We start from the raw sequence: 18,275 nt of genomic DNA, 5'->3' as shown, positions 1-18,275 counted from the left end.
TTCTCCCTCTCCCGCAAGCAGGAGAGGGAGTTTCACCACCTGGAAGCAGCTTCCGCGTCGCTCTCGCGCGCCTCGACCCAGCTCGCCGCCTCCCCCCGCCATTCCCGCTTCCAGAAGGGCGCGTCGGTCTTGAGCCGGTCGATCAGATAGGCGCAGGCGGCCAGCGCCTCGCGACGATGCGCGGCGGCGGTGCCGATGAAGACGATGCGCTCGCCGACTTCCATGCGGCCGACACGGTGGAGGACCGTGACGCCGAGCAGGCTCCAGCGGTCCATCGCCTGCTCCGCCAGGGTGCAGAGCGCGTCCTCGGTCATGCCGGGATAATGTTCGAGCTCGAGTGCGGTGATGCCGTCACCGCCGCGGACCACGCCGGTGAAGCTTGCCACCCCGCCCGCGCCGCGTTCCTCGAGGGCCGCCAGCTCCAGTGCCAGCTCGATCGGGGCGGGATCGATCGAGACGCGGATCATCCGCCGGTCACCGGGGGGAAGAGCGCGACTTCCTTCGCGCCGTGCAGCGGCGTGTCGAGCGAGACGAAGCGCTGGTCGATCGCGGCGCGGAGCTTGGTGGGGTCGGCAAAGGCGGCGGCGTGGCCGGGGCTCTGCCCGGCGAGCCAGCAGATCAGGTCGGCGACATTATAGACCGCTTCGGGCGGGTCGACACGCTCCTGCCCCACTCCCACGGCCTCGCGGACCCAGGCGAAGTAGAGCAGCTCCATCAGGTGTCCATGTGCCGCAGGCCGACGCGCAGATAATCCCAGCCGGTGATCAGGGTGAGCGCGGCGGAAACCCAGAAGGCGGCGAGCGCGGCGCCCCACAGCCAGGGGAGCGGCAGCGCGCCGGCGAGGATCAGGCCACCCAGCGCGACCAGCTGGAGCATCGTCTTCCACTTGGCGAGGCGCGAGACGGGGAGCGAGACCTGGATGCCGCCGAGGAACTCGCGCAGGCCCGATACGGCGATCTCGCGGACCAGGATCACCAGCGCCGGGATCAAATGGAGATCGGTGATCACGCCGCGCCCGGCGAGGATCAGCAGCACCGCGGCGACCATGATCTTGTCGGCGATCGGATCGAGGAACACGCCGAGCTTCGAGACCGTGCCCTGGGCGCGGGCGAGATAGCCGTCGAAATAATCGGTGACGCCCATCAGGCAGTAGATCGCGAAGGCGATGCCGTAGCCGAGCCGCCATTCGGGCCACCAGAGGAACGCCGCGAGCAGCGGAACGGTGATGATGCGCGACAGGGTGAGGATGTTGGGCAGCGTCAGCATGCCCCCTGCTCTACCACCGGAATTGCACCGTCGTCATCCCCACCGCTCGTGTTGTCTGTCCCACCCCTCTTCACCACCACTCCGTTATCCCGGCGAAAGCCGGGATAACGGAGTGGGCGCGGGATGACGGTTATTTGGGAGTGAAGACTGAGAGCCCCCCTATTTCAGCAGTTTGAAGCGGACCGCCTGGCCACCGCCGGGGGCCAGTGCGAGATCGAGCGTGTCCGCGCTGGTCACCACGCGCTTCTCGATCGTGTAGGCCACCGGCTTCTTCACGTAATCCGCATCCGCCGCGTCGCGGTAGATCTGCGCCTCGTACTTCTTGCCCGGTGCGAGGAAGTCCAGCTTCACCGGCAACACACGCGCCATCTCGTCGGTGATCGCGCCGAGATACCAGTCGCCGCCGCCACGCGGCTGGCGGGCGACCACGACATAGTCGCCGATCTCGGACGCCAAGGTCTTCGTCACTTCCCAGTCGGTCGGCACGTCGCGGATGAACTGGAAAGCGTCGAGATGCTTCTCGTAATTCTCGGGCAGGTCGGCAGCCATGTGGATCGGCGAATAGAGCACGACATATTCGGCGAGCTGGGCCGCCAGCGTCGACTGGTTGCGCTCGGTGAGCAGCGTCTTGCCATGCTCCAGGTCGAAGATGCCGGGCGTGAAGTCCATCGGCCCCGCCAGCATGCGGGTGAAGGGCAGGATCGTCAGATGCTCGGGCGGGTTGGTCGGGCGGCCCCAGGCGTTGAACTCCTGCCCGCGCGCGCCCTCGCGGCTCACCCAGTTTGGCCAGGTGCGGCGCAGCCCGGTGTCCTTCACCGGCTCGTGCGTGTCCATGGTGATATGGCGTTTCGCCGCCGCCTCGATCACCTTGAGGTGATGCTGGACCATGAACTGGCCGGCGAACCACTCCTTGCCGCCCTCACGATCGAGGATATCGCCCGAGTGGCGGACATAGCCGGTCTTCACCGAGGGCACGCCGACCTTCGCGTACAGATCGAGCGCGGCCTCGAGCTGGTTCTCGTAGTTCACCACCGCGCCGGCGGTCTCGTGATGGCCGATCAGGTGGACGCCCTTCGACTTGGCGTAGGCCGAGAGCATCGGCAGGTCGAAATCGGGATAGGATTTGGTGAAGCTGAACTTGTCTCCGTTATTGATCCACTCGCCGTCCCAGCCCTGGTTCCAGCCTTCGACGAGCACGCCGTCGAAACCGTATTTCTCGGCGAAGTCCACATAGCGCTTCACATTGTCGTTATTGGCGCCGTGGGTCGGGCCGCTGCCCCAGATGGTCTTGTTGAGATGCATCTCCCACCAGACGCCGACATATTTGCCAGGCTTGAACCACTTGCCGATGTCCGGGAGCTTGTTCGGCTCGTTGAGGTTCAATTCGATCCGGCTGTCGGCCAGCGCGCCGGGCGTGGTGCCGACCAGCAGGGTGCGCCAGGGCGTGCTGAACGGGCCGGTCTTCTTCGCGCCGACGCCGTCGGGCCAGGGCATCAGCCAGGCGGTGAGCTTGCCCGCCCCGTCGCCCTGGAGGAGCATGCTCGGAAAATCGACCAGCGCCGCCTCGTGGATCGAGAGGTACAGGCCGTTGTCGCCCTTCAGCGTCAGCGGCGTCTCGGCCAGGGTGATGCGGCGCGCGTCGGTCTGGGTGTAGAGATACTCGTCGCGCTCCTGGCCCAGCCCCTCGTACCACCAGGCCTGGTAGCTGCCCTTGGTGCGGAACTGGGTGCGATCGGCAGTGACGCCGACCGCCTGCCCCGCCGGAATGCCGGCATAGGTGTAGCGGAAGCCGATACCGTCGTCGAAGATGCGGAAGGTGACCTGCATCGCCTTGTTGAACGCGGTGTCGCCGGCAATGGTGACGGCGAGCTCGGCATGGTTGTCGCGGATCAGGCGCTGCTCGCCCCAGGGCTGCTCCCAGCTGCTGTCCGATGCCGAGCGGCGGGCATCGGTGATCGCGGTGTAGCGCGCGGCCGGCTCGCCGGCGAAGCTGAGGCCAAGTTCCGAAGCGGCGATCACGATCACGTCGCCGCGCTTAACTTCATAGCGCGCCGCGCCGCCTTCGACCGAGACGCAGAGCTCCAGCACCTTGCCGGGCGACTGGGCGCATTCGCGGTCGGCCGCCAGGGCGGTGCCGGGCGCGGCGAGCGCGAGAAGCGAGACGAGGGTACGAGAGAGCATCCGGTTTCTTTCTTGTGGGGAGGTCATGATTTGAGGAACGCGGCGCGCAGGCGCTGGCGGAGCGATGCCCGCTCGCCGAGCCGCATCGCGCCGAGGGTGCCGCGCTGCGTGGGCGGGATATGGTCGGCGCCGTGGTCGCCGAAGACATGCGCCTCGAACATCGCCCGCCAATAGGCGCGCTCGTGCGGCGGCAGATGCTTGTAGGCGAGCAGCGAGGCGAGGAAGACGTCGTTGGGCTGATCGAGCCCGATCGCGTCGTCGCCCCACCAATAGTTCACCATCGCGTTGAACGGGCCGAGCGAGCTGACATGATGCCACCAGGTGCGCGGGATGAAGAGCGCGTCGCCCGGATCGAGGAGCGCAACGCGGGCGGTGGCCAGCGCATCGGCGAAGAGCGGGAAGCGGACGAAGTCCGGCGCTTCCGGATCAACCAGCGAGAGCGGCGGCGGGTTGTCCAGCGGGCCGACATAGAGGTTGGCGACCTGATCGGGCGGGAAGAGCAGGAAGCGGCGGCGGCCGGTCAGGACGCAGGCAAGGTTGTGGTCGCGATCGTTGTGCGTGCGGGTGTGAACCGGGCCGCCGACCCAGAGGCGCGGGGCGACGCCCGCCGGGAGCAGCGGCATCGGGTTCTGCGCGACGAAGCCGGGCATCTGCGCCGCCAGCGGCAGCATCTGGACCGCGACATGGGGCGCGTTCTCCTCGCCGGCGAGGCGCAGGATGCGGTCGAGCGCGTCGCTGAGGCTAGCGCTGCGGCGGCTGAAGTTGAACTCGCGCAGGTCCGCGCCATAGCCGAACTTGCCCCCGGTGCGCGCGGGCGCCTCCATCACCGGGACGGGCGCGCCGCGATCATGGCCCTTGAGATAGGCGGCAAGCTCCCCTGCCCCGGCCCGGCCGGCGGCGAGCGCGGGCCAATGCTCGAACAGCCCCTTGAGGACGACGGGCACGCCGGCGTCGATCAGCTCGGCAAGATCGGCCGGTGGTGGCGCGGTGCGCGCGGCAACGCGCGGCAGGCCGTCGAGCGGACTCGGCTCGGGATCGGGCACGCGGCGCAGCGGCTCAGGCACGGGCGAGCCACTCGGCCTGGGTCGGCTGGCGCAGCACCTGTTCTCGGACGAAGCCGAGCATGCGACGGAACTGGGCCTTCACTTCCTCGGGCGGGACACGATCGGTCGCCGGCGGCCAGCTTTCGGGTTCGACGCCGTGCCCGAGGAGCAAGGCGCGCCAGCTGTCCGGCGGGAGATTTTCCTCCTCGAACGGGGCGAGCTCGGCGCGGGCGCGGAACAGCGCGATGGCGTGAGCGAGATCCGCGGAGACTTCGGTCGCACGAGCGGCTTCCCAGAAGGGGCCGGCATAGCGGGCCAGCGCATAATGGGCGGACTGGAAGTCGCGGAGGCGATCGAGCGCTTCCGGTGTGACGCGGTTGTACTCGGCGCGCTCGGCGGCGAAGCCGGTGCCTGCCGGGAAATCGGCGAGGAGCTGGACCAGGCTGACCTGGAAGCCGAGCAGGTCCAAGCCGTGGACGGGATCGAAGCTGGCACCGAGCGTGACGGTGTTGCCGGTCCAGGGCTGGGCCGGGCAGCCGGGCTCAACTGCGCGAATCACGACGCCGGCGAGCGGCAGGCCGGAGGCGGTGCTGGCGGCCGCTAGGGCCTCGTCGTCGGTGGCAAGGACGCTCGACCAGGCGTGGGTGACATAGGTCGCCGGGCGGCTCGGGTAGAGCGCGGTCCAGCCGGTGGGGCCCGCGCGGTTCTCGGCATAGACGGGGATGTTCGCGAAGGCCGGTGCGGCGGCGGTGAGGACGCGGTCGACCGGGAAATACTCGCGCCAGCTGTGGAAGGTGGCAGCGCCCAGGACGTTGCCGGCATCGACGAACAGGTCGGCGGTGAAATGGCGATCCTCGCCCAGTTCGATCGCGGTGATCGTATCGCCGTCGTGCTCCACCGCGAGCTGGTCGGCGGCGTGGAGCGTCGCGCCGTAGCGGATCGCGGCTTCGCGCAGCAGCCGGGCATAGGCGATGGCCGGCAGGTGATAGCCATAGTCGCAGCGGCCATAGATCGCGTTCTCCTCGTCGGGGAACATGAGACGGCCCTGCCGCGCGGCGGCGGCGGTGAGCGAGAAATCATCGAGCGGGACGTTCAGGCCGTAGCGGCGCGCCTTGACCCAATGGGCGAAGAAGTCGCTGTCGCCGATCCGGGCGCCGGCCGAGCCATAAGCGTGGAGGAAGGGCGGATATGCACCGGCGAGATCGGTGAAGTTCTGGCCGAGGGTGAGGCTGGCGACGGTGGCGCGGAGCAGGCCCGCCTCGTCTAGTCGGAGCTGGTTGTGCAGCGCCTCGAGCGCCGGAAAGGTCGCGTATACGTCCGCGGGGGTGAGCGCGCTGGGCAGCTCTACCGCTTCGACCTTGACGCCTGACGGCGCGAGACTGCGCGCCAGCGCGGCGGCGGCGAGCCAGAGCGGGGCGTCGCGGCCGGCGACGATGACGGTGAAGGAGCCGCTCATGCCGACACCGCCTGGTCTTCGGCCTTGTCGGCTCCCGCAGCACAATAGCTGGTGATGAACTCGGCATGCGCGGGCAGCGACGCCGCGTTGGTGGCGATCCGCTCCCTCAGGTCGGTGAGACGCTCGACCACCTCGTCCAGCGGCAGGCGATCGGCGAGGCGATCGTGCGCGCGGGGCTCGATCCCCTGCCCGACCAGCACCGCCAGCCAGGAGTCGCGCGAGAACAGGCCCAGCTTGTAGTCGGGCGCGCGGCCGGCGGCGCGGAACAGCTCGATCTTGTGGGCTAGGCTGTCCGGCAGCGCCATGGTGCGGACATGGTCCCAGAGCGGTTCGCCGTGGCGGGCGTTCGCGGTGTAGTGGAGCACCAGGAAGTCGCGGGTACGGTCGTAATGGATCTCGTAGAGCCGGTTGAACTCGGCGGCGAGGCGCGGATCGGGCGCGCAGCCGGGGAACGGCATAAGCTTGGCGAGATCGGTAATCGCCGCCTGGATCAGGAAGATGCTGGTCGATTCGAGCGGCTCGAGGAAGCCGGACGACAGGCCGATCGCGACGACATTGCCTTCCCAGCCCTTTGCACGACGCCCGGCCTGGAAACGCAGCAGGCGCGGATCGGCGGGCGGAGCGCCGTCGATCGCGCCGAGCAGCGTCTCGCGGGCCTGTTCCTCGGAGCAGAAGGTGCTGGAGAAGACATAGCCGTTGCCGGTGCGGTGCTGGAGCGGGATGCGCCAGGTCCAGCCGCCGGCCTGGGCGGTGGCGCGGGTATAGGGGGTGATGCCGTCGACGCTGGCGCAGGGCAATGCCATGGCGCGGTCGCAGGGGAGCCATTCGCTCCAGTCGTGCCAGGCGACGCCCATCGTGCTGCCGAGCAACAACGAGCGGAAGCCCGAGCAGTCGATGAACAGGTCGCCCTCGATCATCGCGCCGGACTGGAGCGTGACGCTCTCGACCAGTCCGCTTTCGGGGTTCCGCGTGACCTCGGTAATCTTGCCCTCGATGCGCCGCACGCCGCGCGGCGTGGCCCAGCCGCGCAGGAACGCGGCATAGAGGCCCGCGTCGAAATGATAGGCATAGGCGAAGGTCGAGCGGATCGAGCGGGTGTCTTCGTTGGGCAGGTCGAACACGCCCTCGCGGCACATCGCCGCGGCGAAGCAATAGTCGGCGAGGTCGCCGACATCGTGGCCCGCCGCCCGGGCGCGCAGCCAGTGGTGCTGGAAATCGGTGCCGCCCCAGCGCTCGCCGAACACGCCGAAGGGATGGAAATAGCGGCCGCCCGGCTTGTCCCAGCCGACGAACTCGATGCCGAGCTTGAAGCTGCCCTGGGTGGCGCGCAGGAACTCGGCCTCGTCGAGCCCCAGCATCGCGTTGAAATCGCGGATGTGCGGCAGCGTCGCCTCGCCCACCCCGACCGTGCCGATCTCGTCGGATTCGATCAGGGTCAGCGCGTAATCGGTATTGGGAAGCAGGCGGGTCAGGCCGGCCGCGCACATCCAGCCTGCGGTCCCGCCGCCGACGATGACGACGCGCAGGGGCGTCGCGCTAGGGTTCGACCTGGGCTGCATGGCACCCGCTCGTGAAGAGGAAAAAACTGGCGCCGCCGGGGAATGAAGCCGACGGCGCCGAGGGGAGTTAGAACTTGAACCGGGCGCCGAACTGGAAGCGGCGATCGACGCGGCTCCAGTTTGCGTCACGGTAAACAGGCTTGGCACCCGGCGTTGCCGCGGAGTCGCCGAATATCTGCTGCTGGAACACCGTGGTGGTGCCGAGCAGGTTCGATCCTTCGATCGAGAGCTCGACCCATTTGGCCAGCGAGAAGCGGATGGATCCGTCGAGGAAGCCCGCCGCCTTCTGGAACACCGGCAGGCCGATGCAGCAGTCGAGGTTGTTGGTCAGGAAGCGCGAGCGCCAGTTATAGGCGAGACGCATGCCGATCGGGCCCTTCTCGTAGAGCGCGACGGCGTTGAACGTGTGCTTCGAGATGCCCGCCAGCTGGTGCGAGTCGATCACCACCCCGCGGCCGCCCGACACGTCGAGGCCCGCGCCGAAGCCGCCGGTGCCGCCCGCATCAAGCGCACCCTGAGTCACCAGGTTCGAGTTGTTGATCCCCGACTGGTCGACAAAGGTGTAGTTCAGCTGGGTGCCGAGGCCGCTGAGCGCGCCCGGCAGGAAATCGAAGAAGGTCTGGAACGCGACCTCGACGCCCTTCAGCGTACCGCCATCGGCCGAGTTGCGCGGACCGCGCATCTGCACCGTCTGGGTGGAGCCGTTGTTGGTGAAACTGCGCAGGAACTCGCCGTAGGAGATCGTGCCGTTGAGCTTCTTGTAGAAGCCGTCGATCGTGAACGAGCTGCTGCGGCCGAAGTAATGCTCGAAGGTGAGGTCGAACTGGTCGGCCGTGATCGGCTTGAGCGCCGGGAAGCCCGATTCCGCGCGGAACACGAAATTGTAGCCGGTGACCGTGCCGCCCGCGTTCTTCACCAGATAGGGCGAGTTCGCGGTGCCATCGAGGATCGGTCCCTGGATCGAGACGAAGTTGCGCAGCAGGCCGAAGTCAGGCCGCGACATGCCGCGCGAATAGCCGAAGCGGATGAAGCTCTTGTCGTCCAGGCCGAGGCGCAGGTTGAAGCTGGGCAGCCAGTTCTCGTAGCTCGACTTGTAGGCGTTCGGCGAACCGGCGCCATTGGCGAAGGCCGACACCGCCGGGGTGACGAAGCACATCGGGTTGACCACCCAGCCCGCCGGCAGCGGACCGCCGCAGGGGACATAGTTGTTGAAGGTGGTGGTCAGCGGATACCCCACGCTGCCGTCCGAATTGATGTCGGTGCGGACATAGCGCAGGCCGATATTGCCGCGGATGTTGACCCCGCCGATATCCTTGCCCTCGCCGCCGAAGCGGAGCATCGCATAGGCCGCCTTGGTCTTCTCCTTGACGTGCATGATCTCGGACGGGAGGTAGCAGCCATCGACCGTGCCGGTGCGCGAGCAGATCGGCTCCCAGCCCATCGGCGAACCGGTGGTCGTGCCGCTGACGCCCTGCACCAGGCGCGCCCGGTCCATCAGCGTGTCGCGGTTCATGTAGACCAGCGGATCATTGGCGTAGACGCCACCATTGTAGAAGTTGTCGCCGAGCGTGACCGACTCCCACATGCCCGCGCCATAGCCCTTGAAGGGTGCGTGGGTGGCGTTGCAGGCGGGATAATTACCGCCGGTGGTGTTGTCGATGTTGAAGCCGGGGCCGTTGCAGTTCCACGAGGCCGCGACCGGGCTCCAGTTGAAGGTCGAATAACGGACCGTCTGGCTGCGATCGGCATAGCGCACGCCGATCTTCAGCGAGTCCAGCCAGCTGCCTTCGTTGAAGTCGTAGCCGACATCGCCGCGGAAGGCGGTTTCCTTGGCGTCGTTGTTCTCCATGTGCGCCTGGATGAACGGCATCCAGTAATTGTGCGGGTTGGAGAGGCCACCGGCCGCATAGTTCACGTTCGAGCCCGGTAGCAGCTTCACATTGGGCGTGCCGTCGCTGTTCGTGCTGTACTGCATGTTGGCCATCGAGCCGACCGCGACGAGGATGTCGTCATTGGTCGTGTTGGCCCAGATGTGCTGCACGTCGAGATTGACGTGGAGCTTCTCGGTCACGTCCCAGCTGATGTTGCCCGAGAGATCCTGGGTCCGCTCGCGGTGATCGAAGTTGCGCGCCTCGTTCTGGAAATAGAGGCCGTCCTGCAGCGTGGTGCAAACCGACGGGGCGGCGCAATTGTTGACGAAGGGCTGGCCCGGCACGGCCGAGCCGGTGTTGATCGCTTCCTGGGTGCTGTCCCAGCTGCCGCGCCAGCTGCCATGCGCCTGGGTGAGCGTGCCCGAGCGGAGCATACCGTCGGGACCGAAGACGAAGGCCGAGGTGCCCGGCGCCGCGCCGAGGATCGAGCTGGTGCGCGGGAAGAAGGCCGACTTGCCGTATGCGTCGCCCTGGAAGATCACGTGGCTGGCGCGCTCGAGCCAGGCATTGTGATATTCGCTGTCGTTGTACTGGGCGGTCATGCGGAAATTGCCCGCATTGTTCTCGTACTGCGCCGCCGCCGAGATGCCGCGACGGGTGCGGTCGTAATCGACCTGCGAGTAGCGGATGCCGTCGGGGATATAGGCCCAGCCCGAGCCGCCGAAGGGATTCGAAGCGCAGGCGACCGAACCGTCGGAACCGACAATGCCGTTGCCCTGGGCGTTGGTCGAGCCGGTGGTGCAGAAGGTGTCGATCTTGTCCATGATCACGCTTTCGGTGCGCGTGACGACATGGCTGCGGGCGAAATTGGCCATCAGGCCGAAGCGGCCGATATTGGTGTCCCAGGTATTCGAGATCAGGCCCGAGAACTCGCCGGTCCACTCCTTCGAGCGGGTGCCATAGGTCGCCTTGGCATTGCCGGCGATCACCAGGCCCTTCTGGTCGAACGGCAGGCGGGTGCGCAGGTTGACCGTGCCGGCCAGGCCACCCTCGATCATCTCCGCCGTCTGGTTCTTGTACGCGTCGACGCCGCCCATCAGCTCGGGCGAGACGTCGTTGAAGTTGAGGCCGCGATAGCTGTCGGCCGAGAAGCTGTCGCGCCCGTTGAACTCGGTGCGGACGAAAGTGAGGCCGCGGATGAGCACGCTGGTCGGCTCGCCCGAGGGGTGCGTGGAGTCGTCGGTCGACTGCAGGCGCGAGGTGGTGATGCCCGGCACGCGCTGGAGCGCGCCCGACACCGAGGTGTCCGGAAAGGCGCCGATGTCGGTCGCGGTGATCGAATCGACGACGGTGTCGGAATCGCGCTTGATCGTCTGTGCGGTCTCGAGCGCCTTGCGGACGCCGACGACGACGATCGCGCCGCCGCTGCCATCGTCTTCCTGCACCGTTTCGGATGCGCTGGCCGGCGCGGTCTGCGCCTGGGCAATGCCGGCCAGGCCCATCAGGGCCAAGGCGGCTAGCGAGGCGCTGCCCCGCAAGATGGTGGTCTGCTTCATCTTTCCTCCCTCCGTCGCGCCTTTGCGGCGCTGTTGCATGCACGCAGCCACGGAGCCCCCGCCCCGCGACGTCGCTTCAGATTTCGTGTCGGTGTGCAGAGGGGCGGATGCGCGAAAGCCGCGCAGGGCGAAGCCCGACGCTGCTGCGCATGATCGCAAGCCGGCTATGCCGCGCTTCCCCCAAGACACCCTCCTATGTGCCGGCGGCGCTCTTCGGCGCAGCCATCCACTGCGAGCCGCCCAGGCCGGGAAGCTCTTTGCGTAACTTTGCGTAAATTGAGCAAAGCCGCAAGAGGGAAATTTTCGAAAGTATTATTGGAGTTATACTGTTATAAAACAACCATATTATGCCATATTCCGAGTGAATTTGGCCTTAGAGAGGGCTGCCGCCGCGAGTCGCGGCGTGCAATTTTGCCTTGCAATCAATGCAAGTTTTGCACAACTTGGCACGGCTATGCAAAGCAGTGCAAAGCCTTGCGCCCGCAAAGGGCTATTGCCGGGAGCCGGTATCGGCGCTGGGCGGGAGCGTGAGCGCGAAGCCGGCCGCGATCAGCAGCGCCGCGGCGGCGAGGATCAGCGCATATTCGGCCTGGCCGTGGAAGACATGGCCGACCAGCGGACCGAGCATCGTCGAGGCGACGAGCTGGGGGATCACCAGGAACATGTTGTGGATGCCCATGTAGACGCCGGCCTTGCCGGGCGGCACGCTGCCGGCGAGCATGGCATAGGGCATCGACAGTATCGCCGCCCAGGCCAGCCCCACCCCCACCGTCGGCAGCCAGAGCGCGAGCGGATCCTCGACCAGCAGGAAGCCGACCAGCCCGACCGCGCCGAAGACCAGGCACAGCGCATGGGTCGCGCGGCGGCCGAGCCGCTCGCCGATACCGGGGAGCAGCAGCGCGCCCAATGCCGCGACACCATTATAGCCGGCGAACAGCACCCCCACCCAGTCGGCCGCAGCGTTATAGCCCGGCGAGGTGGGGTCGGCGGTGCCATAGTGGCGCAGCGCCAGTGCCGGCACGGTATAGATCCACATCGCGAACAGGCCGTACCAGGTGAAGAACTGGACAATGGCGAGGCGCTTGAGCAGCGCGGGCATCGAGCGGATATCCTCGACAATCTCGAGCATGCCGATCGAGCTGCGGCCGAGACGGCGCAGCCGGACCACCACCGCCTGGAGCAGCCCGAACAGGAAGCAGATGCCGGCGACGACATAGATTTCGCGCTTCCAGCCGGCGAGCGCGGCGGCGCCGGCGATCCCGGCCCCGGCCAGCATCCAGGCGACGCCGTGGCGGACCAGCGAGGCGGCGCGCTCGGGCGAGAGGACATGCGGCGGCATCGCCTCTTCCGGCAGGCGCGGCGGCGCCGGGCACTCGCGGGTGGTGACGATCGTCCAGCTGACCGCGACGAGCAGGCACACTCCGCCGATATAGAAGGCGGTGCGCACCGATTGCGGCAGCAGATGCGGTTCGGGCTGACCGCTGAGGCCGGCCCAATGGACGAGCATCCAGGGCAAGGCGGAGGCGAACACAGCGCCGATGCCGATGAAGAACACCTGCATCGCGAACCCGGCGGTGCGCTGCGCCTCCGGAACGCGGTCCGCCACCAGCGCGCGGAACGGCTCCATCGCGATGTTGATCGAGGCGGTGAGCACCCAGAGCATCAGGCTCGCCGCCCACAGGCTGGTGGCGTTGGGCATCAGGAACAGCGCGAGCGCCGTGCAGACCGCGCCGGCCAGGATATAGGGGCGACGGCGGCCGAGAGGGCCGCGGGTACGATCGCTCAGATGGCCGATGATCGGCTGGACGAGCAGCCCGGTGGCCGGGCCGGCGATCCACAATATGGCAAGGTCGTCGAGCTCGGCGCCCAGCGTCTGGAAGATACGGCTGGTGTTGACGTTCTGCAGGCCCCAGACGATCTGGATGCCGAGCAGGCCGAAGCACATGTTCCAGAGTTGCAGCAGGCGAAGCCGGCCCGTGCCGGGCGCTGGCGTGCAGGCGATGTCGATCGCCTCGCTCTGCCGGCCTGCTTGCAATGCTCCCCCCTCACCGTTCTAAACATGCCGTATTCGGCTTTCCTCAAGCTTGGGCACAATGGGCAGCAGTAGCAACAACAATACGACGCTGGAGGATCTGGCGAAGCTGGCCGGCGTGTCGATCTCGACCGTGTCGCGGGCACTCAACGATCATCCCCTGATCAGCGCGCGTACCAAGCAGAAGATCTGGGCGCTGGCACGCGAGCACGACTATCCCTTCCGTCCCTATATGCCGGCCGCGCCGGTGGGCGCCGAGGGGACGATCGTGATCGTCACGCCCTTCATGCGCGGCCGACCACTGCCGCTCTCGCATCCCTTCTTCCTCGAGCTGCTCGCCAGCATCGGCGAGGCGGCGCGTGCGCGCGACTGCGACTTCACGGTGAGCCACACCACGCCGGCCAATTACGAGGACCTGGTCGCCACCACCACGACCAGCCGGGCAAGCGGGGTGATCTTCCTCGGCCAGTCGATGCTGCACGACGCGTTCAACCAGCTGACCCAGACCAACGCCAATTTCGTGGTGTGGGGCGCGCAGATGGCCGGGCAGCTCTATTGCTCGATCGGATCGGACAACCAGCTGGGCGGCCGGCGCGCGACCGCGCATCTCGCCCGTCTGGGGCGCAAGGCAATCCTGTTCCTGGGCGGCACCGATCCCGAATCGATGCAGCGCAAGCGCGGCTATGACGAGGCGCTTAAGGAGGCCGGGATCGCCGCCGATCCCAAGCTGGTGGTGCCGGTCGATTTCGAGCTCGAATCGGCCGATGCCGCGATCAGCCGGCTGCTGCGCCGTCACGTCCATTTCGACGGGATCGTCGCCTCGTCCGACCTGATCGCGCTGGGTGCGATCCGCGCGTTGCGCCGCGCGGGCGTGTCGGTGCCCGGCGAGGTATCGGTGATGGGCTATGACGACATGCTGCTCGCCCGGCTGTCCACCCCCGCGCTCAGCACGATCCGCCAGGATACGTTCGAGGCGGGACGGCAGCTGGTCTCGCGTATCCTCGACCCCTCCCCCGATCCCAGCGCCGAGCGGTTGCCGACCGACCTGATCGTACGGGAATCATGTGGGGCTTGAATGCAACCGGTTCCGAGACGAACCGAATTGCGGCAGCACCCCGAGCAGCTAGGAAGGTAACAATGTGAAGCAATCGTCTCCCGCTCCTTGTTCCCTTGGCCTTGCTGGCAGCTTGTACGCAACAGCCTGAACGCGAAGCGTGGGCGGTAGTCGTCAGCATCGCGCCGCATGCCAATCCCAAATGGAACGCCGACGAGGTGGTTGTCACGGCACGAAGCGAGGGTGGCGCGTTCGGGGAGAAACGAGTGTTGATTGCTCGCCTCAATTGCCGTGTCGGCGACACGGTACATGGCGTTGCACGCGGACTGGCCCTGACTCTCGACGAGCGCGCCTGCGAGCGTTGAAACTTGCCATCGAACCCCGTCATCCCCGCGAAGGCGGGGATCCAGAACCAGGAGCGGAACAGCAGAGAAATCCTGGATCCCCGCCTTCGCGGGGATGACGGTCAAAGAAGGCCCGGCGCGGGGGAAACCGATTAACCGATTGCCGCCGTGCATGCCGCTCGGCTATGCCCGCCCGACATTCAGCGGAAAAACCGCAATCAGAGGTGAAGGTTAGCTTATGCATGGTGCGGCGCTCGGTTTGATGCGGGAGCGCCGGTTCCTGCCGCTCTTCGTCACCCAGTTCCTCGGCGCGTTCAACGACAATCTGTTCAAGAACGCGATGATCTTCTTCGCGACCTACCAGATCTTCAACTCGGTCGAGGACGAGACCCGGTTCAGCGCGATCGCGACGGGCATCTTCATCCTGCCCTTCTTCCTCTTCTCCGCGCTCGCCGGCCAGCTCGCCGACAGCTACGACAAGGCGAAGATCATGCGGATCATCAAGGCCGCCGAGATCGGGATCATGCTGATCGGCGCCTCGGGCATCTTCCTCAAGAACCTGGAGCTGATGCTCGCCGCGCTGGTCGGCATGGGCATACACTCGGCGTTCTTCGGCCCGATCAAATACGCGATCCTGCCGCAGCACCTGGATGAGGACGACGTGCTCGGCGGCACCGGCATGGTCGAGGCCGGCACCTATATCGCGATCCTGTGCGGCACGATCGCCGGCGGGGTGATCAGCGCCAAGGCCGCCGCGTTCGCGGTGATCGGCGTGGCGCTTGTCGGCTGGCTGGCCTCGCAGCGCATCCCCTCCGCGCCGCCGCTGACCAAGCTCAAGATCGACTACAACATCTTCCGCGCCTCGTGGCGGCTGATCTCGGCCACCATGCACATCCGCCGGCTCTATCTGGCGATCATCGCGATCAGCGTGTTCTGGACGATCGCCGCGGTGCTCGGCGTGCTGTTCCCGCCGCTCGTCAAGAACGTGTTCCACGCCCAGAAGGACGTGGCGAGCGTGTTCCTGGGCATCTTCTCGGTGGGCATCGCGATCGGATCAGTGATCATCAACCGGCTGCTGAAGGGGCATGTCTCAGCGAAATATGCCGTGCGCTCGGTGCTCTCGATGATGATCTTCGTGATCTGCTTCTATCTCACCGCGCACTTCTGGCCGGTGCATGAAGGGCCGCTGCTCAAGACTGCCGATTTCCTGTCGATGCCGATCGGCTGGGCGGTGCTGGGAACACTGCTGGCGATCGCGACCACCGGCGGCATGTTCGTGGTGCCGCTCTATGCCTTCCTGACCACCACCGTGGAGAAGTCGCAGACCGCGCGCACCGTGGCGGCGAACAACATCGTCAATTCGGGCTTCATGGTGTTCGGGTCGGTCGGCATCTTCGGGATCAGCAACATCCCCGGAGTCGGCGTGGCCGAATGCCTGCTGGTGGTGGTGGCGCTGTGCCTGGCCTCGGCCTGGTGCGCGAACCGGCTCTACAGGGCCGAGGACGCGCCGCACGCACCGGACGTGCTTCCCTGATGCGGTTCAGCTGACGCTGAAGCTGGACGGCACCGGGCCGGTGCCGTCGCCGTCAGGCAATGAACGTGAAGAAGCAGACGAAGAAGGCGGTGAAGCTCAGGGCGAAGAGCTTCACGTCGCTGTCGTCGCGCAACTTGCGCTGCTGCGCCACGGCGCGGCGGACATAGCGGCGGAACGGGTGGCGGCGGGGGGCATAGCCCTCAAGGACGAGCTGGCGTTGCATGCCAGCAGTTAACGACTTCTTAACTTTTGCCGCCAGCACCAGCTTTGGTTAACCGAGTCCAACTGCGGGACGGCATTTGGTTACCGGGGCGCCGGCCCCGTGCTCGCCCGCACCATCAGCTTGTGCTCGAGCGTCACGCGCGATTGCGGCGCCGTCCCGGAAAGGATCAGCTCCGCCGCCGCCGAGGCCAGCTCGTGCACCGGCTGGCGAATCGTGGTGAGCGGCGGCCAGACCGCGCGCGCCAGGTCCGAATCGTCGAAACCGGCGATCGAAAGCTGGGCCGGCACTTCGATGTCGCTCTCGTGCGCAGTCGCGAGCGCGCCGGCAGCCATGTCGTCATTGCCGGCGAAGATCGCAGTCGGCCGGTCCTTCAGCGTCAGCAGCTCGCGCGCGGCGGCCGCGCCCGAGGCGAAGTCGTTCTCCGCCGCGACGACCAGCGCCGGATCGAAGGGAATGCCATGCGCCTCCAGCTCGGCCCTGTAGCCGGCGAGACGGTCGGCCGAGGAGGCGTGGCTCTCGAGACCACGGATCATCGCGATGCGGCGATGGCCGAGCCCGATCAGGTGCGCGGTCAGCTCGCGTGCGGCAGCGACGTCGTCCATCGAGGCGGACATGCCGGCTTCCTTGCGCGTGCCCGGCGCGATCCGGACATAGGGCAGGCTGCGCCGGTCGAGCTCGTCGAGCAGTGCCGTCGCCTCGGTCACCGGCGGCGACAGTATCAGGCCGTCGAGATGGGTCTCGTCGATCAGCGCGAGCACGTTCGAGACCAGATCGGGCGACTGGCTGTCGATCGGCTGGAGGAGCAGGCGATAGCCCAGCTCGGTGCAGCGCTGCTGCGCGCCGGTCTGGACGTGATAGATGTAATAGGGGCTGGGATTATCGTAGAGCAGCCCGACCTGGAAGGATTTGCGCCCGGCAAGCGTGCGGGCGGCGTGGCTCGGGCGGAAGTTGAGTCGCGCGACGACTTCCTCGACGCGGCGGCGCGTCTCTTCGCTGACATGCTTTTCGTTGTTGAGCACGCGGCTGACGGTCTTGAACGACACGCCTGCGATCTTCGAAACTTCCTTGATCGTCGGACGACTGGACATCGCTTTCCCCACCGGGAGGCAGCCCCGGCCCGTGACAGCCTTATTTGACAGCGCTGGCAGTGCGCAAGCACAGAAGCAGGGCAATGGCCCCGCTTCCACCCCTTCCCGCCGCGGACTGGATCGCCGCAAGGCTGCGGCCGGGCACAAGGCGGCCCTTCGTGCTGGGCATCGCCGGCGCCCAGGGCAGCGGCAAGTCGACGATCGCCCGCGCCCTCGCCAGCCGCTTCGGCTGCCCGGTTCTGTCGCTCGACGACCTCTATCTCGACGGCGCGGCACGGCAGCGGCTCGCCGAGACCGTCCATCCGCTGCTGCGCACCCGCGGCGTGCCGGGCACGCACGACGTGGCGGCGGGACTGGCGGCGATCGAGGCGCTGGCGCGCGGCTCCGCCCTCCTCCCCCGCTTCGACAAGGCGCGCGACGAACCCGGCGCCCCCGAACAGGTCCCCGGCCCCGCCGAGATGCTGATCCTCGAGGGCTGGTGCCTGGACGCGCGGCCGCAGGGCGAGGCCGAGCTGGCAGCGCCGGTCAACGCGCTGGAGCGCGACCGCGACCCCGATGGCCGCTGGCGGCGCTGGGTGAACGAACAACTTGCCGGGCCCTATGCGGCGCTCTGGGCGCGGATCGACCAGCTGGTGTTCCTCGAGGCGCCGGGCTTCGAGATCGTGGCGGACTGGCGGATCGAGCAGGAGCGCAACGCGGGCGGGCCGATGACCGACGGCGAAGTTCGCGGCTTCGTCCAGCATTACGAGCGGCTGACCCGCCACATGCTGCGCCATGGCGCGGAATGGGCGGACCTGACACTGCGGCTCGACGTCAGCCGGGCGCCGATTGGCTGAAGAGGCGATCAGGACAGGGGAGAATGCGACATGCGTTCAAGCCGCTGACGAGGATATTCAAGGAGAAAGCGCCCTCCCTGCGCTAGGCTGCCGCGTGACAGCCGCGGCGCGACGCGGGGTGGCTGGATCCCTACCCGCTCGCGCTTGCTGGCGCCGGCCCTTTGGGGGGGCCGTGAGGGCCCGTGCAGGGGGACTGCGCGGGCCCTCTTTGCCACCTGCCCCACACCGGCCT

General features: G+C 67.3%; 14 protein-coding genes. 3 read left to right on the top strand and 11 right to left on the bottom strand.

The window, feature by feature from the left end:
• Positions 1–32: 32 nt before the first annotated feature.
• From GGR46_RS01935 to GGR46_RS01895, 9 genes are all read right to left on the bottom strand, one after another.
• Positions 33–467, bottom strand: coding sequence for a molybdenum cofactor biosynthesis protein MoaE (locus GGR46_RS01935; protein ID WP_183994052.1), 435 nt, complete (start codon positions 465–467; stop codon positions 33–35).
• Positions 464–715, bottom strand: a complete 252-nt coding sequence (gene moaD, locus GGR46_RS01930; protein ID WP_183994050.1) for a molybdopterin converting factor subunit 1 — start codon at positions 713–715, stop codon at positions 464–466. Before moaD ends, GGR46_RS01935 begins: the two co-directional genes overlap by 4 nt.
• The gene (pgsA, locus tag GGR46_RS01925) at positions 715–1,266 is read right to left on the bottom strand and encodes a CDP-diacylglycerol--glycerol-3-phosphate 3-phosphatidyltransferase (RefSeq protein WP_183994048.1); all 552 of its coding nucleotides are present in this window, start codon (positions 1,264–1,266) and stop codon (positions 715–717) included. The genes moaD and pgsA overlap by 1 nt, the downstream gene beginning before the upstream one ends.
• Positions 1,267–1,425: 159 nt before the next feature.
• Entirely contained in the window at positions 1,426–3,447 is a 2,022-nt protein-coding gene (locus tag GGR46_RS01920; protein ID WP_183994046.1) for a glycoside hydrolase family 97 protein, read from the bottom strand.
• Between the two features lie 23 nt (positions 3,448–3,470).
• Positions 3,471–4,511: a cupin-like domain-containing protein gene (locus GGR46_RS01915; protein ID WP_343057947.1), complete on the bottom strand. Its 1,041-nt coding sequence runs from the start codon at positions 4,509–4,511 to the stop codon at positions 3,471–3,473.
• Positions 4,504–5,946, bottom strand: a complete 1,443-nt coding sequence (locus tag GGR46_RS01910; RefSeq protein WP_183994045.1) for a tryptophan 7-halogenase — start codon at positions 5,944–5,946, stop codon at positions 4,504–4,506. The genes GGR46_RS01915 and GGR46_RS01910 overlap by 8 nt, the downstream gene beginning before the upstream one ends.
• Complete coding sequence (locus GGR46_RS01905) at positions 5,943–7,505, bottom strand: tryptophan halogenase family protein (RefSeq protein ID WP_183994042.1); 1,563 nt, start codon at positions 7,503–7,505, stop codon at positions 5,943–5,945. The genes GGR46_RS01910 and GGR46_RS01905 overlap by 4 nt, the downstream gene beginning before the upstream one ends.
• A gap of 67 nt (positions 7,506–7,572) precedes the next feature.
• On the bottom strand, positions 7,573–10,932 hold the full coding sequence (locus GGR46_RS01900) for a TonB-dependent receptor (RefSeq protein WP_183994040.1): 3,360 nt from the start codon (positions 10,930–10,932) through the stop codon (positions 7,573–7,575).
• 490 nt (positions 10,933–11,422) lie between these two features.
• On the bottom strand, positions 11,423–12,967 hold the full coding sequence (locus tag GGR46_RS01895; protein ID WP_246425871.1) for an MFS transporter: 1,545 nt from the start codon (positions 12,965–12,967) through the stop codon (positions 11,423–11,425).
• A gap of 58 nt (positions 12,968–13,025) precedes the next feature.
• Here GGR46_RS01895 and GGR46_RS01890 point away from each other — a divergent pair, with 58 nt between their 5' ends.
• Together GGR46_RS01890 and GGR46_RS01885 are read left to right on the top strand one after the other, a co-directional pair.
• On the top strand, positions 13,026–14,039 hold the full coding sequence (locus tag GGR46_RS01890; RefSeq protein WP_183994038.1) for a LacI family DNA-binding transcriptional regulator: 1,014 nt from the start codon (positions 13,026–13,028) through the stop codon (positions 14,037–14,039).
• A gap of 585 nt (positions 14,040–14,624) precedes the next feature.
• Positions 14,625–15,896, top strand: a complete 1,272-nt coding sequence (locus GGR46_RS01885; RefSeq protein ID WP_425506506.1) for an MFS transporter — start codon at positions 14,625–14,627, stop codon at positions 15,894–15,896.
• Between the two features lie 52 nt (positions 15,897–15,948).
• Here GGR46_RS01885 and GGR46_RS01880 read toward each other — a convergent pair whose 3' ends face one another.
• Positions 15,949–16,119 (bottom strand): hypothetical protein, encoded by a 171-nt coding sequence (locus GGR46_RS01880; protein WP_183994034.1) that lies wholly within the window; start codon positions 16,117–16,119, stop codon positions 15,949–15,951.
• An 80-nt stretch (positions 16,120–16,199) separates the two neighbouring features.
• Positions 16,200–17,207 (bottom strand): LacI family DNA-binding transcriptional regulator, encoded by a 1,008-nt coding sequence (locus tag GGR46_RS01875; protein ID WP_183994032.1) that lies wholly within the window; start codon positions 17,205–17,207, stop codon positions 16,200–16,202.
• A gap of 83 nt (positions 17,208–17,290) precedes the next feature.
• Here GGR46_RS01875 and GGR46_RS01870 point away from each other — a divergent pair, with 83 nt between their 5' ends.
• Positions 17,291–18,043: a kinase gene (locus GGR46_RS01870; RefSeq protein WP_246425870.1), complete on the top strand. Its 753-nt coding sequence runs from the start codon at positions 17,291–17,293 to the stop codon at positions 18,041–18,043.
• Positions 18,044–18,275: the final 232 nt, after the last annotated feature.

The organism is Sphingomonas kyeonggiensis, assembly GCF_014196745.1.
In the GTDB taxonomy this organism is placed as follows: domain Bacteria; phylum Pseudomonadota; class Alphaproteobacteria; order Sphingomonadales; family Sphingomonadaceae; genus Sphingomonas; species Sphingomonas kyeonggiensis.
This window is presented reverse-complemented; position numbering and strand designations above follow the sequence as displayed.

Excerpts from the sequence above, each read along its gene's own strand:
- GGR46_RS01920 (WP_183994046.1), bottom strand. The coding sequence starts at position 3,447 with ATGCTCTCTCGTACCCTCGTCTCGCTTCTCGCGCTCGCCGCGCCCGGC.
- GGR46_RS01900 (WP_183994040.1), bottom strand. The coding sequence starts at position 10,932 with ATGAAGCAGACCACCATCTTGCGGGGCAGCGCCTCGCTAGCCGCCTTG.
- GGR46_RS01880 (WP_183994034.1), bottom strand. The coding sequence starts at position 16,119 with ATGCAACGCCAGCTCGTCCTTGAGGGCTATGCCCCCCGCCGCCACCCG.
- GGR46_RS01870 (WP_246425870.1), top strand. The coding sequence starts at position 17,291 with ATGGCCCCGCTTCCACCCCTTCCCGCCGCGGACTGGATCGCCGCAAGG.
- pgsA (WP_183994048.1), bottom strand. The coding sequence starts at position 1,266 with ATGCTGACGCTGCCCAACATCCTCACCCTGTCGCGCATCATCACCGTT.
- GGR46_RS01875 (WP_183994032.1), bottom strand. The coding sequence starts at position 17,207 with ATGTCCAGTCGTCCGACGATCAAGGAAGTTTCGAAGATCGCAGGCGTG.
- GGR46_RS01885 (WP_425506506.1), top strand. The coding sequence starts at position 14,625 with ATGCGGGAGCGCCGGTTCCTGCCGCTCTTCGTCACCCAGTTCCTCGGC.
- GGR46_RS01890 (WP_183994038.1), top strand. The coding sequence starts at position 13,026 with ATGGGCAGCAGTAGCAACAACAATACGACGCTGGAGGATCTGGCGAAG.
- GGR46_RS01935 (WP_183994052.1), bottom strand. The coding sequence starts at position 467 with ATGATCCGCGTCTCGATCGATCCCGCCCCGATCGAGCTGGCACTGGAG.
- GGR46_RS01910 (WP_183994045.1), bottom strand. The coding sequence starts at position 5,946 with ATGAGCGGCTCCTTCACCGTCATCGTCGCCGGCCGCGACGCCCCGCTC.
- moaD (WP_183994050.1), bottom strand. The coding sequence starts at position 715 with ATGGAGCTGCTCTACTTCGCCTGGGTCCGCGAGGCCGTGGGAGTGGGG.
- GGR46_RS01905 (WP_183994042.1), bottom strand. The coding sequence starts at position 7,505 with ATGCAGCCCAGGTCGAACCCTAGCGCGACGCCCCTGCGCGTCGTCATC.